17 protein-coding genes and 1 pseudogene are annotated in these 21,605 nt (G+C 67.5%); 9 read left to right on the forward strand and 9 right to left on the reverse strand.

Annotated elements, in window-relative coordinates; all coding sequences use genetic code 11:
* Nucleotides 1-108: 108 nt before the first annotated feature.
* The 6 genes and pseudogenes from ACIHFE_RS29645 to ACIHFE_RS29670 form a co-directional block, all read right to left on the reverse strand.
* A complete protein-coding gene (locus tag ACIHFE_RS29645; RefSeq protein ID WP_400111421.1) occupies nucleotides 109-678 on the reverse strand; it encodes an RICIN domain-containing protein in 570 nt (189 codons plus the stop codon).
* A 697-nt stretch (nucleotides 679-1,375) separates the two neighbouring features.
* Nucleotides 1,376-2,728 carry a sporulation protein gene (locus tag ACIHFE_RS29650; protein WP_400111422.1) on the reverse strand — a complete coding sequence of 451 codons (1,353 nt, stop codon included), beginning with the start codon at nucleotides 2,726-2,728 and terminating at the stop codon, nucleotides 1,376-1,378.
* A 564-nt stretch (nucleotides 2,729-3,292) separates the two neighbouring features.
* Nucleotides 3,293-3,841 carry a hypothetical protein gene (locus ACIHFE_RS29655; protein ID WP_400111424.1) on the reverse strand — a complete coding sequence of 183 codons (549 nt, stop codon included), beginning with the start codon at nucleotides 3,839-3,841 and terminating at the stop codon, nucleotides 3,293-3,295.
* A gap of 334 nt (nucleotides 3,842-4,175) precedes the next feature.
* Nucleotides 4,176-4,526: pseudogene (locus tag ACIHFE_RS29660) on the reverse strand (ATP-binding protein); the annotation flags it as partial.
* Nucleotides 4,527-4,591: 65 nt separating this feature from the next.
* Nucleotides 4,592-7,030: a helicase C-terminal domain-containing protein gene (locus tag ACIHFE_RS29665; RefSeq protein ID WP_400111426.1), complete on the reverse strand. Its 2,439-nt coding sequence runs from the start codon at nucleotides 7,028-7,030 to the stop codon at nucleotides 4,592-4,594.
* Between the two features lie 247 nt (nucleotides 7,031-7,277).
* Complete coding sequence (locus ACIHFE_RS29670; RefSeq protein ID WP_400111427.1) at nucleotides 7,278-7,496, reverse strand: hypothetical protein; 219 nt, start codon at nucleotides 7,494-7,496, stop codon at nucleotides 7,278-7,280.
* A gap of 758 nt (nucleotides 7,497-8,254) precedes the next feature.
* Between ACIHFE_RS29670 and ACIHFE_RS29675 the strand changes: the two genes are divergently transcribed.
* From ACIHFE_RS29675 to ACIHFE_RS29700, 6 genes are all read left to right on the forward strand, one after another.
* Nucleotides 8,255-9,571, forward strand: coding sequence for a hypothetical protein (locus tag ACIHFE_RS29675; protein WP_400111429.1), 1,317 nt, complete (start codon nucleotides 8,255-8,257; stop codon nucleotides 9,569-9,571).
* A gap of 90 nt (nucleotides 9,572-9,661) precedes the next feature.
* Nucleotides 9,662-10,255: a hypothetical protein gene (locus ACIHFE_RS29680; RefSeq protein WP_400111431.1), complete on the forward strand. Its 594-nt coding sequence runs from the start codon at nucleotides 9,662-9,664 to the stop codon at nucleotides 10,253-10,255.
* Nucleotides 10,256-10,792: 537 nt separating this feature from the next.
* The gene (locus tag ACIHFE_RS29685) at nucleotides 10,793-11,263 is read left to right on the forward strand and encodes a hypothetical protein (RefSeq protein WP_400111433.1); all 471 of its coding nucleotides are present in this window, start codon (nucleotides 10,793-10,795) and stop codon (nucleotides 11,261-11,263) included.
* On the forward strand, nucleotides 11,260-13,323 hold the full coding sequence (locus ACIHFE_RS29690; protein WP_400111435.1) for a hypothetical protein: 2,064 nt from the start codon (nucleotides 11,260-11,262) through the stop codon (nucleotides 13,321-13,323). The genes ACIHFE_RS29685 and ACIHFE_RS29690 overlap by 4 nt, the downstream gene beginning before the upstream one ends.
* Entirely contained in the window at nucleotides 13,320-14,096 is a 777-nt protein-coding gene (locus ACIHFE_RS29695; protein ID WP_400111437.1) for a hypothetical protein, read from the forward strand. The genes ACIHFE_RS29690 and ACIHFE_RS29695 overlap by 4 nt, the downstream gene beginning before the upstream one ends.
* 208 nt (nucleotides 14,097-14,304) lie before the next feature.
* Nucleotides 14,305-14,934 carry a hypothetical protein gene (locus ACIHFE_RS29700; RefSeq protein ID WP_400111439.1) on the forward strand — a complete coding sequence of 210 codons (630 nt, stop codon included), beginning with the start codon at nucleotides 14,305-14,307 and terminating at the stop codon, nucleotides 14,932-14,934.
* On the opposite strand, the gene ACIHFE_RS29705 is transcribed toward ACIHFE_RS29700, so the two are convergent.
* Nucleotides 14,876-15,799: a hypothetical protein gene (locus tag ACIHFE_RS29705; protein ID WP_400111441.1), complete on the reverse strand. Its 924-nt coding sequence runs from the start codon at nucleotides 15,797-15,799 to the stop codon at nucleotides 14,876-14,878. The two genes, ACIHFE_RS29700 and ACIHFE_RS29705, sit on opposite strands and share 59 nt — an antisense overlap.
* A gap of 1,040 nt (nucleotides 15,800-16,839) precedes the next feature.
* Between ACIHFE_RS29705 and ACIHFE_RS29710 the strand changes: the two genes are divergently transcribed.
* Complete coding sequence (locus ACIHFE_RS29710; RefSeq protein WP_400111443.1) at nucleotides 16,840-17,487, forward strand: hypothetical protein; 648 nt, start codon at nucleotides 16,840-16,842, stop codon at nucleotides 17,485-17,487.
* A gap of 466 nt (nucleotides 17,488-17,953) precedes the next feature.
* Here ACIHFE_RS29710 and ACIHFE_RS29715 read toward each other — a convergent pair whose 3' ends face one another.
* A complete protein-coding gene (locus ACIHFE_RS29715; RefSeq protein ID WP_400111444.1) occupies nucleotides 17,954-18,469 on the reverse strand; it encodes an AAA family ATPase in 516 nt (171 codons plus the stop codon).
* Between the two features lie 55 nt (nucleotides 18,470-18,524).
* Entirely contained in the window at nucleotides 18,525-19,280 is a 756-nt protein-coding gene (locus ACIHFE_RS29720; protein ID WP_400111446.1) for a GntR family transcriptional regulator, read from the reverse strand.
* 214 nt (nucleotides 19,281-19,494) lie between these two features.
* On the opposite strand from ACIHFE_RS29720, the gene ACIHFE_RS29725 reads away from it, so the two are divergent.
* Together ACIHFE_RS29725 and ACIHFE_RS29730 are read left to right on the forward strand one after the other, a co-directional pair.
* The gene (locus tag ACIHFE_RS29725) at nucleotides 19,495-19,950 is read left to right on the forward strand and encodes an NUDIX domain-containing protein (protein WP_400111448.1); all 456 of its coding nucleotides are present in this window, start codon (nucleotides 19,495-19,497) and stop codon (nucleotides 19,948-19,950) included.
* The gene (locus tag ACIHFE_RS29730; protein WP_400111450.1) at nucleotides 19,872-20,948 is read left to right on the forward strand and encodes a hypothetical protein; all 1,077 of its coding nucleotides are present in this window, start codon (nucleotides 19,872-19,874) and stop codon (nucleotides 20,946-20,948) included. Before ACIHFE_RS29725 ends, ACIHFE_RS29730 begins: the two co-directional genes overlap by 79 nt.
* Nucleotides 20,949-21,605: the final 657 nt, after the last annotated feature.

Raw genomic sequence — 21,605 nt, forward strand, 5'->3', positions numbered from 1 at the left:
CGTTCATGTCCGTCCGTCCCGGCTGGCAAAGGCCCAGGTCAAGGCCCCGGCCAGCCTGTCACATCACGGACTTACACGATCTTTCAGACACGCTCGGATGGAGGCCCGTCAGCGGAAGGTGAATTTCTGGTCACGGGCCCCGTTGCACTGCCACAAGATGAGAGGGGTGTTGTTGGCTGTCTTCCCGCCCTCCACTGACAGGCACTTGTCGTGTTGGTCGCCCGCTTGCGGTGTCATCTGACAGTGGCGCTGTGAGCCACTGCAATGGATGAGGAACTCCTGGTTCCTTTGGCCGTTGCGGTTCCAGAGGATGGGTTGTGTGCCCTTGCAGTAGTTGGGGAGGTCGACGCAGAGGTTCGCGTTGCCCGCTGGGTGAATTTGGCACACAAGTAAGTCGTACGCTTCGATGTACCACTTCTGGTTCGACTGTCCGACGCAACGGTATTGGTCGATTTTCGCCCCCTTGCGTACGCCCCCGTGGGCGGTGATGCATGGGCCGCTGAAGTGCTCCGGCAGCCACTGGTAGGTGCCGGGGAAGCTCAGCGCGTCTTCTGTCGTCCGTACTACGTGTGCCGTCACGGAAGCGGGAGTTCCCGCCTGGGCGGGGACTGCTGCGGCAAGACCGCCGACCACGGTGAGTGCCGTCGCGGCGAGCGCGAGCCGCTTGCGTACTTGCATGACCCGATCCCTTCTCTCTTATCTGCACCGAGTGGTGAACGTGCCTGGCAGGGCAGGGCGAGCGGGCGACTGCCCGCCTCGTACGTTCCCCGGCATGACGTCTGGCGTCAGTACGAGCGTGCCGGGCCGGGAAGGTGCTGCCGTGGGTGGCGGCTCGCCGCTGCCACCGTGCTTGTCGGGGTTTCAGCCTTCCTGCCGCGCGTTTCCGCCGGAGTGCCTGCCTGCCACGACGTGACCCCTGCTCGTGTCGGTGAGGACGAGGGACGAGGCGCAGTCTGGCGCAGCCGGCGCGGACACGGAAGAGTGCGTCCGGGCGGAGGCGGGCTTCCTCGCCTTCGCACGGCCGTAGAGGTCTGGGTCAGGTGGACGAATGGCGGAAGGCCTGCCGCAGTCAAGGAATCTGGGCAAGGCGCTTGCCCCGGCCCCACCGTGGTGGCGAGTGCAGCCTGATGGCCAGTGAGTGACTGCCTCGGCCGCTTGTCAGCATCGGCATGTCACCTTGGCCATGTTCGCCTGGCCTTCCTCGCCGCCCTTGTCGCCGACGCGATGCCAGCGAGGAGCGAACAGCCCAACCGGGCCGCCTGATCAGGGCAGGTGCGGGCCGGTTGTTCGGCGTTGGTGTCAACATCCTGCAGCGGCCCGGTGCTGAGCCTCGCTCGAGGGGCTCCTGCAGCCACCGTCGGCTACAGGCTGAGCGTCAGCCAGTGGGCAAGGTGGAGGCCAGTTGCTTGACCTGGTCGATGTAGGACATAACAGCCTTCTCGCAGTGCCAGGGGCGGAGCGAATCCGTGAAGATCTTGAGGTAGTCGAGGCCGCGTACGGTTTGGAGCCGGGAGAAGAGCCGCAGTGACTCGCCTCCGAGCTGCAGACCGGCGTCCAAGTCCCCCTGCTGGGCGTGTGCCGTGGCCAGGACGGAGAGCCGGACCCCCCGTGACCTGGCGAAGGCGTCCCCGGGCATCGCTCCCAGCGCGTGCCACGCGAAGGTGGACTTCGGACGCCCGAGGTCACGGAAGATCTCCGCGGCATCCGTGATGATCCGCTGCCGGGTGAAGAAGTCGATCCAGGGTCGGTCCCCAGTGCCCTCAGCCTGTCCGCGTTCCTGAAGTTGCTCGGCGGTCGCAAGGCAGGCACATGCCGCGCGCATATCCTTCTCCCGGGCATGCGCGCGTGCTTCGATCAGCTTGGCGAAACCCAGCACCCGGGGATCGGCGGCCGGTACCCGTTCGAACGCCCCCTGCGCCATGTCGATGGCCTGCGAGGCGAACCCCCGCATCAGGGCCTGCATCGCCATCGTGGTCAGGATGTATGAGCCCAGGTGGATGTCACCGCCGGCTTTGGCCAGCCGCAGAGCCTGGATGAAGTGGCGCTGCGCGGTCTGGTGCTGGCCGGCGTCGAACGCGGTCCATCCGGCCAACCGGGCCATCTCCGCGGCGACGGATAACAGATCGCGGCCGTCCCCTTCCGAGTACTTGGCGCGGAGCATCGGCGTGACGCGCTGGTGGAGGTATTCGGTCAGGGAGTGGGACTTCCAGGCTGCCCCGCCGAACCGGGAGTCCCAGGTCCGCGCGGCATCGGCTGCGGCGCGGAGCTCCTCGATGTGGGAACGGCCGAGCGTGATTGCTCCGCCTTGCGGTGTCATGGGTTCGGTGGGGCTGACCAGCCATCGGGTTACCGGTTCGGAGAACGCGGTGGCGGCGAACGGCACGGCTGCCAGGAAGTTGCGTCGGTTCACAGTGCTCCAATACGAGGTTGCCTCGGCAAGCGCCTGCCGTTGGTCTCTGTGAAAGGCGAGACCGACCGAGGTGTCGACTCGTGCCGATTCCATGCCGATGTCCGCGAGGCTGACTGGACGCCCCAGCCTCTCGGCCAGCACCGTGCAGATGTGCCGTGGGACCGGCCACCGTGGCAGCATGCCCCGCCGGGACCAGTTGACCACGGAAGTGTGCGTGTACTCGCTGGCGATCCCCTCGGTCACACAGATCTCGTTCAACCGGTGTGCCAGTCTCTTGTGGCTGATGCCGGCTTCAGCGATCAACTTCTCTAACTGCACGTTGGCTTCGCGCGGGAAAGATCCTCCCATTGCCACCGCCTTCGTTGTCCCCCCTGTCTCCAATTCCAGCGTAAATGGCCGCAGTTGGCCTGTCCGTGCATCGTGATGTATGAGCCCCCCTTGTGAGCCCTGTGTGTCCGTTTCCGCCTTGGTCCCCTGGTAGGGCAGAGCAGGACACCCAAGGATGCGAGGTGGCAGACGATGATCAGGCTGGCTTGGAAAGAGCTGTTGTCGGCGTTCGGAGCCCGCTCAAGGAGTACGGCGCGCTGGCTGGTCGCCGTGGTCTCTTCCGTCACGCCGGCGCTCGTCCAGATCTATCCGGCCTGGTCAATCGCCGCCATTTTGTTGATGATCGCCTCGGTGGCACTCGCCCCCGGCCGGCCGCGATCGCAGCATCGGCCTTCCATCGGCAACCGAGGCACGGCACGGCCGCACAGGGCCCCCCACTTCACGCGCCCTGTGCGCATCCGGGTGTCCCCTTCCCGCCGCATGGCTCAGCGCCACCGGTCGCGTATCCCTCGCAGCTGATCCGCGCACCGCCGCTCACCTTCAGCATTGGAGCCGTCAGGGAGTGGCACTTTGCGTCGCCGCCCAGCTGAGGGCCGACTGCGGACACCAGCCCGCAGTCGGCCACTCGAGGGCTGCGTACTTCTTATCCGCGTCGCGGAGACGGGAGAAAGAGAAGACCGGCAGGAACTCGTCGGGGAAGTAGACAGCCAACGCCTTGGTGGTCAGTGCCTGTCCGTAGGACAGCGACTCCAGTTCGTCGATGCGGCCGTATGCCTGCTCCTTCGCCGCTGAGAAGGCCGTCACGAACTCGCCGCGCACTCGGTTCCACGCTTCGCGCGGTTCGATGTCGCGCAGAGAGGCGGGAACGATCCGCCAGCCGCCCCCTCGGTGCTGGAAGATGATATGCTTCGCCGCGCTGCCGCCCCGGATACTGCCGAAGGTGTCGGTCCCGTACTCCATCAGGCGGCAGAAGGAGCGCCCCGGGAGGGCACCGGCATCAGGGCCCAGTGTGTAACGCTCCAACGGCAGGTCGCCCCACTTCTCCAGCGGGAACTCTTCCAGTGTACCTGGCGCCGTTCCTCCTCGGCCCTGTCCGCGAACCATCCGGCTTCTTCCCGGTCGAAGCGTGCGATCCGCTCCGCGAGACCGTCTTGGAATTCCCCACCCTCAGTCATACGGGCACTCTTCCGTATGGTGTGCTTCGCTGGTTCTGTACCGCTGCCTTCGCGTTCGGACACTTCCAGGTGCTGTCTCCCGGAGCTCCGGAACGGCCGTGCGCCGCAGCCATTCACTGGTGCCCCAGCGCCTGGATGTGCTGACTGGTGGTCTGCACGCCGGTCGTTCAGCGGAATCTCTTTCCGGGGCCGGGACGGGGCTGACATGACTGACATCGTGTTGTCCTCCGGTGCGGGGTTCGCGACGTCAGCCGGCTGGCGGCAACGCCCGGGCTGTCGTCGGGGAGGACCTCCGCAAGCAGCCGGGTATGCCGCATTCCACTGCATCGGGCTCTCCACTGAGAGCAGTGCCCGCTCCGGCAGGGTGGATCTGGCGACGGCGTCGAGCAGCTCCGTCAGTTCGTCCTCCGCCGTGCCTCCCGCTGCGGTGAAGAAGAGGATCGGCGTCTCGGTGCGCCGGAGGGATTCCTCGATGAGGCTGGACTTGCCGACCCACCTTCGCCGGCGCATGAGGCTGCACTGACCTGGATTCGCCGACGCGACGGCTCGTGAACCGCCTGCAAGGCGTTGCCGAGTACGTTCAGCTCGTGGTCCCGCCCGATAAAACGACGCACGGGCGAGCCTTCCCTAGGAGGTGGTACCGATAGAGACGCTGTCCCTGTCGATACCGCCCTTCTTCTCATCCGGGCATGACACCCAAGACGCTGTGGATCCGGGAGAGGGTGAAAACGCGCTCAGCGTCCCTCAGGTGGCACCAGGCTTCGAGGTAGGGCGGGTCGAGCATGAGGTGGCTGAGGGTGCGCACGGTCCGGTTGCCCGAGGTGGCGACGTATTCGACGGTGATGGCCTGACCGGTGTCGATGGCGTGGGCGAGCTGGCGGACATCGGTGTACGGCAGCAATTTCGCCCACCCCGCGACGATCTCCTCGGTGTCGGTGGCGAAGGGCACTCCCTGGTCGAACGGTGCCGGTTCCGGAAGCGTCGCCGGGGCGGCCAGCAGCCGGGCCGCCAGGGCGTTCGGGTCGATGGCGGCGGGTGCCTTCGCGGTGCTGGTGGCAACGATCCGGCGGCTGTCCCCCGTGCTGGTGCCGCGCGGAGCCGGCACGGGAGCGGCGGCCCGCCAGGGCGGGGCCTTTTCGATGCGTACCGTGCCCTCAGCCGTCTCGGCGACAGGGGCGTACCCTTCGGCCCGCAGCGCGGCGAGAGTGGTGTCGAGCGGGCTGCGGCTGATCAGCACCGTCGGCGCCAGCTGCCGCAGTCCAAGCCTCGCGAGCCTGCGGTGAGCGGCGAGTTCGGCCAGGAGGGCGGGCTCGTCGCTGTGGAGGACGCAGGCCGCGGGGGCAATGCGTACGCGCCCGTGGGCGCGTGCGGTGTCCGTGATCAGGTACGACAGCGGCTGTGGCAGGGCCCCGGCGGCGACAGTAGTCAGGTCGGCGGTGATGTCCTCGGGGGTACGGCCGGTGTCCAGAGCCCGCCGGATGCTGCCGGTGCTGAACCGCCACACCGATGCCGTACCGCTGGCCTCCCGGTCGGCAACGGAGTCCAGGAGTGCGGCCAGCCGCGCGGACGGCGTGCCGGTGACGACGGCGGTGAGGTCGGCGCCGATCCGTGCCGTCGCGGTGGCCGAGGGCAGCAACCGCCGGCACTCGATGCTCAGCCCTTCCGTGTCGCCGGTCCGCAGATGGATGCCAAGGGCGGACAGGGCGCCGCGCGCAAGTACGCCGAGGAGCTCGGCCTCACGGATCACGGTGGCGAACGGAGCTCCGTCCCGGGGCGAGGAGTCGGCGAGCGGGCGGTGCCAGGCGATCAGGGGCCCCAGATCCGACGTCACCTTCACGCCCTGCCCTGCCGGGAGCCGCGCGGCTGCGGCCAACAGCCCGTGGCGGGCCTGCACACAGCCGTTGCAGGGCGGTGCGCCGGCGAGGGCGGGGAGAGCCTTGTTGTCCTCGTCACGCGCCTGGGTCGGGGCGAACGGCAGATTGCGCCATACCTGAAGCAGTACGGCGAACTGCTCCGCGGGTTCCTGTTCTGCCCAGGCGTCGTATGCCTCACTGGGTGCCATGCGGTCGCCGTCCCGGCCCAGCAGGTCGGCGACGTACGAGGTCTCCAGGGTCAGGCGTACCACGGCGTCATCGGCCTGGGCGGCCTTGCCGATCCGGGCCAGTTCACGCGCGCCGATCCCGCCGGACTTCAGCCGGGCCGGCGCGGCCGCCGAGCAGACCGACAGGACCGAGGCGGCACGGGCAGCGAACGCCGCGGCCGCGGCTGACGCCTCGCGGTCCACCTCCGCCGCGGTGACAGCCACCAATCCCGCGGAAGGCGGGAGGGGTTGGAACGGGGCGTGCCAGCCGGGCCCGCGCAGCGCGAGCGCCACCTCGGCAGGCATACGGGCCGGACCGAAGCGGTGACGGTCCCGGAGCAGGAGTCCCCGTTCCAGTGCCCATTGGGCGCCCGGTTCCAGACCGGGGCTCGGATGCCCGCGCATGATGACCCGTGAGAACTCCTCCAGCCCGGCCCCTGCTCGGCGTTCGAGCATCTCGCGGGTCGCCGCGGGGGCCTTGGCGACCACTGAGGCGATCCGCTTCGCGTCGCTATGGTGTTCCACCAGGGCAGCCAGCCGCTGCGCCTTGGTGCCCGGCGGCTTGAGGCCCAGTGTCGCCAGCATGCTGCGCAGTTCGTCGGAGGTCGTGTTCGTGAGGAGTTCCTCCAGTGGGGCATCCAGTCCCAGGGGCGTGTCCCATGCCCGCCTCAGCGGTGTGGCCATGCGGAGTTTCCCCGCGCCGTCCGGCCAGACCAGAGCATGATCGGCCAGCGTCTCCAGGACGGCTTCCAGTTCACGGGTTTTCTCCTCGTCCGCCGCTCCCAGCCGTTCTGCCAGGGCATCGCGCCGTGCGGGCACACCCAACGTCGCCAGCGCCTCGGCCACTTGCAGGTGCGGCAGCGCGAGCCGCGGCAGGACCAGTGCCACCGATCCCGGGCGTTGAAGACGATCCGCCAGTTCCCCCACCGAGCGCGGCTCCGGAGGGGACACGGTGTCCTTTCGCGTCCCGAGCACGCGTGCCAGACGAGAGCCGTCGAGGCTGCCCAGCCAGGTCGCCAGCGTTGATTGGGACTTCATGCGGGTGCACCTCGTCAGACCAGAAAGCGTTGCAGCGGGGCCGGAGCCCTGGCGCCGGGTACAAGGATGGCGTATCCCCGTGATCCGCGGGGGCCGTATGCGGGCAGGTCTCTCTTGGCAGGCATCTGCGGCTTGTGGCCGCCTCATTGCGGTGCGGTCGGCATGAAATCGCCGAAATGCCTGGAAATAGACACGTTTGAACGCAGCGGTGATCCCTGGCTGTGGCGACAGCGGTGCGCAGCTGGGATCAGCCGCCCAGGCGACGCAGGAACTCGTCTTCGTCCAGGGCTTCGATGTCCTGGCCGGTTTCCAGGAGGGCCTGGGCCTTCTTGGCCTTGCCACTCAGGGAGTCGCCAGGCTTGAGCCTCCTCTGGGAGGCGGAGACCGGGATGCGCGGGCGTCGGACGCGGCCGGTGAACTGGTACCTGGCCTGGCGCGCGGACATAGACCACTGCGAGGCGATCACGGTCCCAGGGCTGGACCTTGCCTTCAACCCGTTCTCACGGAGCCGACGCCCTCGGGACCACGGACTCACCCCCGCCCCGACCGGCCGCGTCCACGGTATCCACCATCCGCGCGGCCAGCAGCCGCACCACTAGCTGACGGTTCAGCTCCGGAACGGTGTCCCACCCCGGGATCTGGGGAGCTCAGCGGACCAGGACCGTCCACTGCGGCTCACCGCCCTCCGCATCACCAGCCTGCCGCTCGCGCAGCCGCCGAACAGCAGCGACCACGGCGAGAAGGCCGTCAATCCCTACGACCGGGGCCCTCCCAGCCCTGGCCTCATTCATGTCCGCAGTGAGGCTCGCTCCTTGAACAGGCGGTGAACAAACCGAAGCGGTTCAGAGCCGTCGTGACCCGGTACGGCAAGCGCAGATACGTCTACCGCGGCACCGCCGTTGCAGCCCTTCTCATTGGCTCCGAATCATGATCCGAGAAGCAGTGCCTAGACGATCAAGATCAATCTCAGTGCCAACCACGGTTCCATTGATTCCCCCCTGGGGCCGGTTTGACGAACTATCAATAGCCCGACATTGGCGCGAAGAAGGCCGCGGCTTTTACCAGGACCTCGTTCGCCTTCTTGGCCTCTGCCAGCTCACAGCGGACGCTTTCTGCCATGGTGCTCGCTCGGGAGGTCATAAACCTCTTGTGCCGTCAGGTCCAACTCGCGTAGGTTCCCTGTGTACTGCATCGAAGCGCGAACTCTCTTACGCGGAGGATTCCTTGACGGGGATACGTAAGAAGCCGTTGGCGACAGGCTTAGCCATCGCACTGGTTACCGCCGCCATCCTAGTTGCCGGCGATGGAACGGCGCAGGCCAAGGACGGCAAAGGGGCGGGGAGGGTCACCGACCCCGCTATCCTGGCCCATGCAAAGAAGGTCGCTCCGCTGAACGCGGTAGCCAACGCCTTGGGTGAGCAGGGCCGGGGAGCCTATTCTGGCGTCTACGGCAACCTGTACGTGGACGAGAACGGCGGAAAGGTCACCTTGTACGTGACCGACGCCCAGCGGGGCCAGAAACTCATCGATTCGGCCAAGGCCGCCCACCCGGGTATCGACACTGGCCTGATCAAGATCACGATCGCCAAGTATGCGAAGAAGGACCTAGACGCGCAGGCCCAGCAAATCGTCAAGGCCACCGCCGCTGGCAAGGCATCCAACCTTGAGGTCTACACCGTGTCGGTCAACCCGGATAGCTCCGGCATCACTGTGACCGGCAAGAGTGGCAAGCTCGCATCGATCAAGAGCAAGGTCAACGCCGCTATCGTCGGCCCCCATTCGGTGGCTCCCGGCTCGGCCGCTCCAGTTTCCGTCGTCGCCGGTGACCCGTTACGCCCCGCCTCGTGGAGATGGAACGACGGTGCTCCACAGATCGGCGGCGACGTCCTTCTTGGCGCTGCCCACACCGTCGGCACCGCCCAGTGCACAGCCGGTATGGCAGTAGAGAACTCCGCCGGCCGCGACTACCTGATTACCGCCGCACACTGCTTCGACGGGGTGTCCAACATCTATGGTGAAGGTGATAACGAGGGCCACTTCGGCTACCGCCTGGGCGATTGGATCGGCAAGGTAGTCAACACTAACGATCACTGGGACGCCCAGCTCATCGATACCGGCCGTTACAACGGCGCCGGTTCGAACTCCGACGAGGCCGACGATCCCGCCGGCAAGTGGTACGCCGTCAAGGGAACGGCCAACTCCTACAACGGCCAGACGGTCTGCCAGGACGGTGCCCGCTCCTACTACACCGGCCACGGTGTCCCGTGCGGCATCACCGTCCAGAACGAAGACGTCACCTACAACCTCCCCTGGAGTAACGGCACCGTGCACTCAGTGCGCGGCGTCAAGGGCTACCAGCCGAACTGGGCCGTAACCCAGGGTGATTCCGGCGCGCTGGTCTTCAGTGTCACCAACAGCACTGACCGCCAGGCCCGCGGCATCGTCTCTGCCGGGTCCACGACCGAGAACCAGACGATTTACTGGACCGAGGCCCCAGATATTCTCAGGAATTCTGACCTCAGCCTGAACCCCCACAGCTAACCCGAAGGCCACTCCCGAAGGGGCGTACCGGAACCGGTACGCCCCTTTGCGCGTCCAATGGCGGCCGGACATGCTCGCGAAGGAGCCCCTATGAAGAAGGCCCTGATCGCCACCCCCTTGCTGATCCTGCTGACCGCCTGCGGCAGCAGTGCTGGCACCGCCAAGAGCAGCACGACAACCGATCCGACCCGCACCCTTCCGCCGATCGAGCGGCAGCGGCGAACCCTGGCTTGCGGGGCGACGATTGCCCCGCCGCTCGCGCAGTCCCGCGACAGCGACTCGGTGAAGATAGCCATCATCTCTGCCAAGCTCAGCCCCGCCGCCGGGATCGCCGTTTCCTACCGGATCACCGGCAGAGACCCCAAGACGATGCTGTCTCTGCCGATCGGTGAAGTCCCCCCCACGGCCATACTGCTCAAAGGCGGCATCATCGTCGCAACCCAGCCCCCGGCAACGCCTGGCATCGACGGCGGGCCCGCCTTGGGGTACCCGGTCGGGCAGAAGCCCTACGAGAAGACCCTCACCGTCGACCTCCCGTGTCAGGGGACGACGTTCAAGGACGTCAAGGAGCACCCCGAGCAGTACCGGGCGGTCGTCGTCATGTCCGTACAGAACGCGGGGATGCCGAAGGACACCAAGACGCCGCTCGTCGAAGTTGCGACCGTCCCCCAGGTAACCGGCTGACAGTGCCAACACTTCGCCGACTGCCCGGTGGTGCTGGACTTCGACGGAGTCCAGGTGGAGGTCTCCCACTCGAAGTTCGACGAATTCTCGATCGGCTGGGACACGATCGACACTGCGGCGAGGGGTCCATGGCCCGTCCCCGGGTGGCGCATGCCCGCTCGATGGCGCCTTGGTCGGCTTGGAGTTCGGCCTGGGCGACGAGGTCGAGGGCGCTGGCTCAACTCCGCCCACGGCCCGCTGCTGACGGGCATCCTCACCAGCGGTCTCGTCGTGGGTGGAGGGGGTGCTGCCGTCGGCTGTCGGGAAAGGCGTCCAGCCTGTGCCGGGTGGGGTGCTGAGAAAGCCAGTACGCCGCCGGGCACCAGCCGGCGGGCCGCCGTGCTCGTGTTCCTCGGCGCCTGGTACCACGTGCGGTGAAGAGGAACGGCCGAGTTGCAGTCCACCTCGGCTCGGGCAAGCCCGTCTTTTCGGTCGTGTAACACTGCGAATCCGCCGTGTTCCTCTTCGCGTTCGTAGGGTGGGACTGATGGGGAACGGATGGGGCTCGTCACTGCTGCCGCACGGGAGGGGACGGCGTTGGACGTATCCGCAGAGCTGGCGACGATAGGGGCGACAGGCGCATCGGCGCTGGTTGCATCCATGACGACGGACGGGTGGCACGGCGTCAGGGACTGGATCGCGGGCTTGCTTGGGCGCGGACGGACCGAGGTGGAGGCCCGACAGGCTGCCCGTCTCGACCGCGACAGGGAGCTGCTACTGGCCGCTCCGGAAGCGGAGGACCGGTCCAGGGACGTAATGGACTCCTGGGCGGTGCGGCTGCAAGACCTGGCCGACGATGATCCGGAAGCGGCCCGCGAGCTGCTGAAGTTCGTCGCCCAGTGGCAGGCGGAGAACCCTGAGGCCGCGCAGAAGGCGACGGTGATCCGACAGCACGCCAAGGCCAGCGGTAAGGCTCGGATCAACCAGGTCGGGGGCAACCAGACCGTCATCAAGCCGAGGCGGCCATGAGCGGCACCGCATCCGTTCCGGAGGAGGGCGTCCACCTGGAGGCGGAGGCAACGGACCACGCCCGGGTCACCCAGGTGGCCGGTGACTACGAGGAGCATCACCACACGTACGTCCGCGGCTGGCAGTACCTGAGGACGGTGGAAGTCGACGAGGAGGAGATCGCCCTTGTCGACGACGAGTACGTTCACGTGGAGTCCGAGGCCCATCAGGAAGGCCAGGTTGCGCGGGCGACCAGCCTGCTCAGGCGCCCGACCGGACTGCACAACATCGTGGTGCTGACCGGTGCGGTCGGCACAGGGCGGCGCACGACGGCTCTGCGCATCCTGCGGGACCTGGGCGTCAAGGGCGAGGACATCCACGGCCTCGTCCTTGACTGGGACCGCCCAACGGCCGAGCAGATCCCCTGCACTCCCGGCCACGGCTTCATCCTCGACTTGTCGGCGTACAGCTCCCTGCCGCAGGATTTCTACCAAGGCCTGAGCGGCTATCAGAAAGAAAGCGCAACTGCCCGGGCGTACCTGACCATCCTGGCCACCCCGGGCACGTGGAGGCCGCGCACTTTGGTGTCGATCCCCCGGGTCGACCACGTGAAGCCCTCGGCCGTCGAGGTCACCCGGGCTCACCTTCGGTTCGCGAAGTCGGACCGACTCGACTGGTTCGACGAAGGCAGGACGCTCGCCAAGCTGCTCACCCCCGCGACGGCTCCAGCCGACGCAGTGCGGCTCGCCGGGATCGCCGCCGAAGCTGCCCCTGACGGTGAGGAGGACGTCAAGGCTGAATTCGAGAACTGGCACGACGATCTCCTGGACTGGTTCAAGAAACACGAGGAGCTGGAACACCTTCGCGATCGGGCGCTGCTGATCGCCACCGCTCTCTTGGAGGGCCTACCGGCGGAAGTCGTCATGGCCGCCGCCGACAAGCTCTTCGCCCTGGTGCAGGGGGTCCTGCCACCCGGCGGCCCCCTGGCCGGCCCGGATCTGCAAGTCCGCCTGGACAGCATCGGCGCACAGCGCGTCGGCGACGATGCCCTGTCTCTGAGTACGAGCCGCCACGGACTGCACGAAGCCGTGCTGTCCCACGTATGGAAGCAGCGCCCCCCTCTGCGCGACGTGCTCCTGCGCTGGGCCTCGGACATCGCCGCACCGGGCGGCATCGCTGGAAAGTACCGGGAGCACGTAGCCAATGCGATCACACGTCTGGCCGCGGGGCCCGGAGGCCAGGCAGTGCTACGTGTCGTCACCAAGTGGACCAGCATGGACAGTCCCGCCCACCGCAGGCTCGCCTCCGGCGTGCTGGAGAGCACGGCGACCCACCCCGGCATAGGCGTGGCAGTCCGCAAATACCTCTACGACGCTGCCAAGCAAAAGAATCTCAGTGAGGAACTGGCCACCACGGTTGCCGAGGTCTGCGCCGGCAGCCTGGGACGCACCTACCCCCGCGTTGCGCTCACCAGGCTCCGTCTCCTCGCTTCACGCGCCGACCGCAGCGGTGCCACCGCAGTTGCCCGCGCCATCCGCACACTGGCCGCCGAGGACGACCTGAGCGACCTGGTTCTCGGCGAGATCGTCGCCTGGGCTGAGGACGACAACACCACGGTCCAGCAGGCTGGAGCCATGGCCTTCCTCGCCCTGACCAACCTGACCGACGAGGACCCCGTCGGCCCGTCACTCGTTTCCAAACCGGACGAAGTCGATGGTCCTCTCGAAGAGGGCCTGTTCGTCCGCGGCTGGCGCGCAGCCTGGCGCCATGCCCCCGACAGCGCCATGTACTCGCTGGCCGCCTGGCTGGACTCTCCCGCGGTCCCGGACAGCCAGTGTGTCAACATCGCTGACGCCGTACTGAGAGGCAATCTCCGCGATGAGGGCGTCTCCTTCCTGCTGGTGGGAGAAGAGGGTGTCACCACGAGGACCGGGCGAGAGCGGCGCCGTGTTCTGATCGATCGGCTCCTGCCTGCTCCGGTACCCGAGCGGCCCGATGAGGTAGCCCCCGCAGTGCCGTCGGCAGATATGCCCGCTCCCGCGGCCGACGGCACCGGAGCGTCTGACGCGACGCAGACATGACCCTCTTCGCCCGACGACGGCCGCGTTCGGGGCCGCCGCCAGCCGCACCCGGCCCGGCGGCGGCCCCGGAGGCAGCAGGACCGAAGGGAACCGTCGAGCTCCATGACGAGCGCCTCCCCAGCTGTATTCGCAGTGTCTTCTTCACCACGCACATCGACGGGTTCTGGTATGCGCCGGACTCGGAGTGCCACGCGGCCCGCGCCCGTCATGACCTTCGCGAATGCGCCCGTCACACGCTCTCCGGTTACAGCGTGTTCGAACTGACCGCGGCGCAATACGCCGTGAATCTGGCCATCGCCCGGCCGCTCCGCCCCACCGGCAGGTTCACGGCGTACGGCACCGCCCGTCTGACCGTCGACGATGCAGACCGAGACCTGGCCGAAGAGCACCTGCACCGTGAGCGGTCAACCGAGCTGGAACAGCGCGACGCTCATCGTCGCCTCGTCTTCCTCCAGCGTCTCCTCGCCGACTCTGATCTTCGTCTCGTGTGGTGGATCGACCAGCACCCCGACCGCATCAGCGATCTCCCTCAGCTGGTCAAGGAGACAAAAGACCTCAAGCCCCCGCGCGACTCGGACCACGACGTCCTCCGCGGCGAGGTCGTCCGCTTCGTCGACCAACTGCTCACCGACATGCGCACCCCTCAGCAACGCGAGGTGTTCCTGCGCGCCCTCACCCAGGCCCTGCACACCCTAGGCAGCACTGAACTCCAGCAGACAGCGGCCACCTGGCTGCCCACCCACCTGACCGACTCCGGAGGTGACACCACGTGAATCTGCAGACCGGACGCTGGCCTCCTCGTCCCTGCGCGCCACGGGCGTAGGGACGGGCTCATACGGCAGCACGGATCCACACTCGGCGTCGTTCCGGGTCATCTCGGTTTCTTCGTGAGGGGCCTGGGCTGGCACTCTCGTATGGTCGTTGGCTGTTACGCTCTCCGGTCTCGGCGGCAGGCTGACGGCTGCCGGTCCCCTTGGTGTCATGGTGTTTGAGGCGCGCGATGATGTGTGGGTGAGCAGTCATCAGCCTCTTGTTGTCGCCGCCGCTCAGGCTGCGGGTCCTTGTCCGCCGGGTCAGGAGCAGGTGTGGCAGACGCGTGTGCGTGCTCTGGCCGTCGACCTGTTTGTTCTGGGTGACGTGATCGGCCGTGATATCCAGCGTTTGTCTCAGGCCACGCGTTTTCCTGCCACGTTGTTGGGTGTCACGGTGGAGGAGTCCAGTACGCGGGGTGTGTTGTTGCTGCGTAATGTCTCGGGTGAGCTTGAGCAGCCGATCCGTACGGATCGTGGGGACAGTGAGTCGGGTGCTGCGATGATCGAGCGGGCCAGGCAGCTGGTGGGGCGGCGGGTGCTGGTTTACAAGGAGATGGAGCCTTTGGCTTCCAATCCGCGGCACAAGGCGCGGGTGGTGGCGCATCTGATGGATCTGGGTCCGGAGACCGAGAGTGTCGGTGAGGACGAGGCCAAGGGGCATGTGCTGCAGGCGGCTGACGGGGACAAGGACGCTGCGCTTGCCGCTTGGCAGGAGGCTGGGCTGCCCGAGCGCGGTCCGGTCAGTGCCGCGCAGCTGGGCCGGGCGCTGGTGCTGCTGCCGGGCGGCGGCCGCTCGTAGGGTTCGGCTCCTCCTGGTGGTCGGTGTTGCAGAACTGTTCCAGGAGCAGGGGTGTGCCCAGTACGGAGGCGGTGAGTTTGCGGTGGGCGGCGGCCAGGGTGCGGATGGCGGCGGGCAGTCCGGGGGGCGGGGCTGAGCGGCCGTTGCGGGGGCGGCCGGGGGCGGTGGTCACCCATAGTTCTTCGACGTTGCCGCCTTGCAGGGTTTTGAGGTGGCCGGCGGTGATGGCCTGGTGGGTGGTGTGCCAGCGGGCGAGGGCGTCGCGGCTGGTGGTGTCGAGGGGGTACCACTGGCGGTTGATGCGGGCCCGGGGCGGGGTGTGGTCGAGGTCGAGGTCGGCCAGGCGCATGGGGTGCAGGTCGGCGAAGCCGGCGTGGGTGCACACGGCGGTGGCGACGATGGCGACGGAGCGCTGCCAGGTGGGGGTGAGCATGCCGTCGGGCTGGTGGGCGGCGAGCAGGCGCAGGGTGCGGTGGGCTTCGAGGGGGGTGAGGCGGCCGGCGAATTCGGGGGTGGGGGGCTTGAGATTGAGCGGCTGGCCGCAGAACCGGGTGAAGGTGTTGAGGGTGGCGGTGCGTGCGGCCATGGAGTTGGTGCGGGCGCTGGTGTGGGGGCCGTTCGGGCCGGGGCGGCGGCGGGTGGCGCCGCGGTGGGCTGCGGTGAGCCAGGTGCGGGCGTTGTCCTCGTCGAGCAGGTCGGCGGTGGGCAGTTGGGCGGGTGTGCACTGCTGTCGGGCGGCGAGGTGGGTGATGTATTCGTCGAGGTAGGTGCGGCGCTGGCGGCGGGTGGCCTCGGTGGCGAAGGTGCTGAGGAACGCTTCCCGGGCGGCTGCCGCCCGGGAAGGGATCGTCGTGGTGGCCGGCATGGCGCTCCTTCCCCTCGATCTCTCGGCTTGCAGTATGCAGCCCGCCGAGCTCAAATAACAGCAAGAAGCCAGAAGCCCGCCAGCCCCCGTCGTCCAGCAGGCCATTCGTTTCGGTTCGTGTCGAGCCGATTCGGAACGCGCAGATTCGATGCGGACAATGCGGCCCTCCGGCCCCCTGCACACGCGCCACCACTCCGGGCTGACGCCGTTTGTCGGACGACACAGCTTTTTGCTGTTATTCCACTGGCTACAGGAGATCCTGCCAGTGCGACTCACGAGCTGACCGGCACCGGTGAGGCTGGCGACCCCGATACTTGAGGAACCGTTCTCCTGGCTGCAGGAGGACTTGAACCAGGCCGGGCTCGAGGGCAACACCAAGTTCCTTGCGGTGGCAGGTCGCGGTGTCTTCACCTCTTGAGCCAGTCGGTGCAGGAAGCCGGAAGTCTCCCCTGGCGGCAGGGCACCCGCCCACAGCACATGCAGGCAACCACCCAGACCATCGGTTCCTTCCCGCCGACATGTGAGCCCTCGGCCGCATCCTCATCCGCCGCAAGGACGACCACCTACGGTCCCCCGACCCAGCCCTCTTCAGCCACCACCGGCCCCGGCTCCTCGACGCCCCCACCAGCGCAGCTCTCACAGGTCCGGGCACAGCGACGGAGGCGACAGGCAAGCGCGCCGAGCCAGACCGCCAATCACGGGAGTCAGAAGCGAAGTCCGCTGTCTCAACGCCCCAAAATTCACCCCCCAGCCGCGTCGGCCTGGCCCCTGGAACTGGTGGACTCGCATGCCGAGGTGCCGCACATGCATTGGACGTTGTGGCGATCATGGAAGCACTGGCTGAACAGGGGGTCCAGCCAAGGTGAGCCCAAAAGCCGCCACGGGATGATCTTGGACGCTGGAGGCTCGGTGTAGCGTGACGCAGAGCCGTCGTACGCGCTGGTAGAGCGCGATTTTGTGACGGGTGGACGTCACGCTCGCTGCCTGGCGCGACGGGCAGTGCGACGGCGCCACGCTCTTGATCGACAGCGTCCCGCACGATGTCGATCATCGCCAGCCAGCAGCCGGACGGCGAGATCGCGCTGGGGATCCAGCTGAAGCACGCCGCCCGCCGAGCTCGGGCCAACGGCCTCACCGGTGCCTACGGCCGACTTGACGCCAAGTGGGCGAAGGAGTTCGACACCCAGCTGCAGACCGCTGCCGCGCAGAAACTCGTCTCGCTCCTCAAAGCCCGCCACCGCGGGGAGATCGTGGCGGCTGGCCCCGGTGCGGCCCGATTCCATGCCGCCCTCGACCAGGTCAACGACGTCATCAACCAGAACCCGGAACTGCGGGCCCAGGTCGCCGACGAGCGGCTGCAGATCACCCTCCTACGGGATGAGTTCGCCAACCTCCACCTCGGCGCAATCAACCACTGTCTGTGGAACGCACCCACCGCGGAGTGCCAGAACCAGCTCCCTCCCGAGCAGCGGGGCCAGGAGCCACTGCTCGGAGCCTGCCAGCCGTCCCGGTGCCGCAACTCGGTACTCACCCTGGCCCACGAGCGCATATGGCGCCTCGACAAGGACCAACTGATGGCCCTGCTGAACACGAAGCTGTCCAAGCCCCGACGCGAACTGGTCGAGAGCCGGCTCGCCGAGGTGCGTACGGGCATCACACAGATCGAGAAGTTGAAGGTGAGCGCCTGATGCCGGTATCCGAAGCCACAGCGGCCAAGCTCCGCGAGGCCATGGCCCGGCTCCTGGCCGGCCAGCCCCTGCGCTGCGACGGCGCCCTGACCAAGGAAAACCTGGCTCGGGAGGCTCAGGTCAGCCATGCCACCGTCCACCGCGCCGACGACATCCTGGCTGAATGGAACGCCCAGGTGGCCAGACCCGTCCTCCGCACGCCCGGGGAGGTTCAACGTGACGAGACGATCGCCGAGCTGAGGAGCCGCCTCCGCAAGGCAAATGCGAAGGCCAGCGAGTTGCAGGACAAACTCGATGCTCTCGCCGCCGTGACCGCGAACCTCTACCACGAGAACATCGAGTTGAAGAAGAAGGCGAACCGGCGGCAGCAGAATCGTCTCGCCGTTTTGAGGAGCCCACCGTGCCTCCGGGCGGCAGGACAATGGTCCCGCCGCCCGGCTCAGTCCCCTACGCGGGCTGCCGATGCTCAAAACGAACCTGGTTCGACGATCTCCTCGCCCTCGCCCCGGGGCGGCTCGAAGCGCGCGACGAAGTCCGACAAGGCACTTTCTGTTACGGCGAGCGCGTTGGCGTCCGCCCGGAGATTCCGCACGGCAAGCCGCCGCAGCAACTCCTCCTGATTAACGGGGAAGTACAGCAGCCGCGGCCTGCCGCCGGCGTCTTCGACGAGCTTCCGCCACTCCTCACGGGCCTGCCGGGTCCATAGACCATGGTCCACAACGACATCGCGGCCCTGGCCGACGAGGTCGACCAACCGTTTGCGGACCTCGGCGACAGCAGGGGCTTCCCGCTCGAAGTACTCGTTCTCCGGGTAGTCCACGCCGTAGCGGCCGTGATCGCGGGCCACGGTCTCATCGATCGAAAGGCGCACGACGCCTGCGGGTTCCAGCTTCCGCTGGGCGTACGTCGTCTTTCCCGCCCCGGTCAATCCGACCAGCAGATAGACGACTGGGCCCTCACCTTCAGGACTGTCCTCATGCACTGGACGCTCCCCGGCTATGCCCGCACGTGATCACCGATCGTCTCCGAGGATGTCGTCAGTCGCGGGGGCGCTGGTAGGTGTAGCAGGTGTACCGGTCGCCGTGGCTGATGTACTCGCCGTACTCGATGACCGTCCTCTCGGCGTCGAAGAGGCTGTTGTACCCGACGAGCAGGGCAGCCGGCCGCTCGGTGATCCCGAGAAGGTCAGCTTCCTCGTCCGTTGCCACCCGGGCACCGACCAGGTCCTGGCCGTCCTGCCAGGACCAGCCCGCGTGCTCCTCGATGGCCTTCGGAGTGCCGCCGACGACGCGCTCGGTCTGGAGCAACTGAGGGACACGATCGGCGAGTTCGGCCATGAACCACGAGGTGGAGGACGAGACCGGGGCGTCGTCCTCGCCGTACGTCACCCGCTGGCGCCGGATCACGTCCGCGCCCTCCTCGACCCCGAGGGCGAGCGCTACGCGAGCCGGGGCAGGCTGAACTTCAGCGGAAAGGATCTTGGCGTAGTGACCGGGCGGATAGATGCGTCCCGTGGCCTGAGCGGCGTGGAAACGGTCAGAGGGCGAGTGATGCAAGGTCGCTCGGGCGCTGACGATGGTGCCGGCGCCCTGCTTGGGGGTCACGAGGTTCTCGTGGCGTAGCTCGTTGAGCACCTTGGCCGCGGTTGCGCGCGAGATGCCCCAGTCCGCTGCGAGTTGGCGCTCGGAGGGGACGGTGTCGCCCTCGGCCAGCTGGCCGCTGACGATCTGGTCGCGCAGGTAGTTGAGCACCTGCATGTACGGCGGCAGTGAATGTGCGATCTCGGGAGGCATTCTGACTCTCCTTCAGGCAGTGCACTAGGCCACTTCGCAGCGTAGCGCAGACTCACCCCATTGGCTGGTGCCCTAGTCCACCATGCACTCTTGACAGTGGAGTGTGGCCTAGGCCACATTGAGCCTCACGGTGCGCATTTGGACGATTACCCGGGATGCGTCATTGTGATCCGCCTAGCTCACGGCCCATCAGCTCACCGAAAGCAGGTTCCAGATGAAGCGGATCGTCGCCCGGCTGTGGCGGATCATCCGAGGCCCGATGCAGTGGCGCGTCCTGTGGCTCGCGCACGCCAAGTTCATGGTCGGCGTGACCGGCGTCGTACGCGATGACCAGGGCAATGTCCTGCTCCTGCGTCACCGTATGTGGCCTGCGGACCGGCCCTGGGGGCTGCCCACGGGCTATGCGATCAAGAGCGAGGAGTTTCCGCTCACCATCGCTCGCGAGGTGAAGGAAGAGACCGGTCTCGACGTCAAGGCCGGTCGGCTCGTGCACCTCAAGAGCGGCTACAAGCTCCGGCTCGAAGTGGCCTACGAGGCCCAGCTGGTCGGAGGAACCCTCAAGATCGACTCCTTCGAAATCTTGGAGGCATCATGGTTCTCCCCGGACTCCCTACCCGAGGGACTCCAGGAGTCGCACCGGGCTCTGATCCACGGGAAGACGACGGCCTGACCGGCCGTCTCCTCGCCCCCAACGAGCACCTGGCCGGCCCCGAAACCGCGCCGCTGCTGACAGCCCTGACGCGGCTGCGCACCTCCGACGACCTCACCGGGCAGCACCCCGAACACACCTTCCTGCCCTTGCCGCGGGCCCTGAGCCGGTGGCAGGAGGCGGGAGTGGACGTCTCTCCGTTCAACGACGGCCGCGACTTACTGTGCGAGCGGTACGCCGAGCTCGGCCTGCGCCATCTCCTGCCGCTCGACCGGGTCCTGGTCGCCGTCCGCTCAACCCGCCCTGGGGCCTTCGGCGGCTTCCACCACCCCAACCAGGGCTACCGGCACTTGCAGATGCAGGCCGTGATCACCATGTACGGCGGCATGAACGCGGACGCCCCCGAGGTCCCCGCACTCGCCGTCCTGGACCTGCTGAGGGCCTACGCGCACGACTGCCTGCACTACGGCTCCTACCGCAGCTACCAGCTGCATGGCGGTGAGGTGGTCCGTACCCAGTACGGCCTCAACTTCCGGCGCCACGACGGGCGAAGCTATTCGGCCCCGGACTGCGGAGCATCGCCCACCACCCGGAACATCGGGGTCGTGATGGAGGGGGCCTGCGACCGCGAGGCACGCTCCATCACCCGCTCGGCCGCCGCCACGCACGCCATCACCGCAACCGGGATCGACGGCTTCGCCTTCCGTGACGTCACCGGCCAGCTGGACTCCGCGGACGCCGCCGAACTGGCTGGCGCCCCGAAGGATCCGGCCTCGGAGAGCACGGCCTACCTCGCCTCCATGGGCGGCAGGTCCTCGTCGGGGTTGCGCCACTTGTCGGCGCCGTCCACCCAGATCTCCTTGCAGCGCAGCCGGTCGCGCAGGGCCTGGAAGACGCACGCCTCGTACACGGTGTGCATGACGCGCTGGGGCCCCTTGTCCGGGGTGAAGATCGCAAACTCCATCCAGTCCTTGCGCACGACGCCGTCGAGCGGAATGGTCTCGCCGAGCGGCAGGTAGGTGGTGGAGGAGTCCTTGTGCCGCTCGATCAGCTTCAGGGCCTCAATGACGGGCTTGTGCTGGTCGTTGGAGGAGTGGAAGGCGAGGACCTCCAGGAGCTTCATCAGGCCGCTGCGGTAGTGGTTGGAGTAGGAGGACTTGAACACCTCCCGCTTGGACTTGGCGAAGGCGGCGTTGGTCGCCTTCATCTCCGCGACCAGGTCCTTCAGCGTCTTCTCCCCGCCGGCCGCCGGGAACACCACGGAGCGGACCGAGCCCTCGGGGGCCTTGAGGGAGGCTTCGGCGATCTTCCCGAGAAGCCCGGACTTGCCGCGGACCTTGGTGAACTCGGCGACGAACGCCTCGGTCACCTTCTTCTCCGCCCGCGCGTTGATGCGGTGCACGGTGGAGTTCAGCAGCTCCACCAGGGTGTCGGTGATCTCCCGCTGTCGCTGGAACAGCAGGGCGGCCAGCAGCACGTGCCGCACCGGCGGGTCGAAGCGTCGCAGGTGGCTGGGCGAGGACGCGGAGGCGCGGGCCCGCCAGGCGTTGATGACCTGCACGCCGATGCCGGTGAACGCGCTGGCCGGGACGCCGACGGCGCGGACCTGCTTGAGCTTGGAGACCTCGTCCAGCACCGAGCTGAGGCTGACGTTGCCCGGATGGGCCTTGATGTCC

The sequence above is a fragment of the Streptomyces sp. NPDC052396 genome, from assembly GCF_044593195.1.
Taxonomy (GTDB): Bacteria; Actinomycetota; Actinomycetes; order Streptomycetales; family Streptomycetaceae; genus Streptomyces.

Coding starts and splice junctions, on each gene's coding strand:
- ACIHFE_RS29645 (WP_400111421.1), bottom strand. CDS start 678: ATGCAAGTACGCAAGCGGCTCGCGCTCGCCGCGACGGCACTCACCGTG.
- ACIHFE_RS29655 (WP_400111424.1), bottom strand. CDS start 3,841: ATGGTTCGCGGACAGGGCCGAGGAGGAACGGCGCCAGGTACACTGGAA.
- ACIHFE_RS29665 (WP_400111426.1), bottom strand. CDS start 7,030: ATGAAGTCCCAATCAACGCTGGCGACCTGGCTGGGCAGCCTCGACGGC.
- ACIHFE_RS29680 (WP_400111431.1), top strand. CDS start 9,662: ATGAAGAAGGCCCTGATCGCCACCCCCTTGCTGATCCTGCTGACCGCC.
- ACIHFE_RS29685 (WP_400111433.1), top strand. CDS start 10,793: ATGGGGCTCGTCACTGCTGCCGCACGGGAGGGGACGGCGTTGGACGTA.
- ACIHFE_RS29690 (WP_400111435.1), top strand. CDS start 11,260: ATGAGCGGCACCGCATCCGTTCCGGAGGAGGGCGTCCACCTGGAGGCG.
- ACIHFE_RS29695 (WP_400111437.1), top strand. CDS start 13,320: ATGACCCTCTTCGCCCGACGACGGCCGCGTTCGGGGCCGCCGCCAGCC.
- ACIHFE_RS29700 (WP_400111439.1), top strand. CDS start 14,305: ATGGTGTTTGAGGCGCGCGATGATGTGTGGGTGAGCAGTCATCAGCCT.
- ACIHFE_RS29705 (WP_400111441.1), bottom strand. CDS start 15,799: ATGCCGGCCACCACGACGATCCCTTCCCGGGCGGCAGCCGCCCGGGAA.
- ACIHFE_RS29710 (WP_400111443.1), top strand. CDS start 16,840: ATGTCGATCATCGCCAGCCAGCAGCCGGACGGCGAGATCGCGCTGGGG.
- ACIHFE_RS29720 (WP_400111446.1), bottom strand. CDS start 19,280: ATGCCTCCCGAGATCGCACATTCACTGCCGCCGTACATGCAGGTGCTC.
- ACIHFE_RS29725 (WP_400111448.1), top strand. CDS start 19,495: ATGAAGCGGATCGTCGCCCGGCTGTGGCGGATCATCCGAGGCCCGATG.
- ACIHFE_RS29730 (WP_400111450.1), top strand. CDS start 19,872: ATGGTTCTCCCCGGACTCCCTACCCGAGGGACTCCAGGAGTCGCACCG.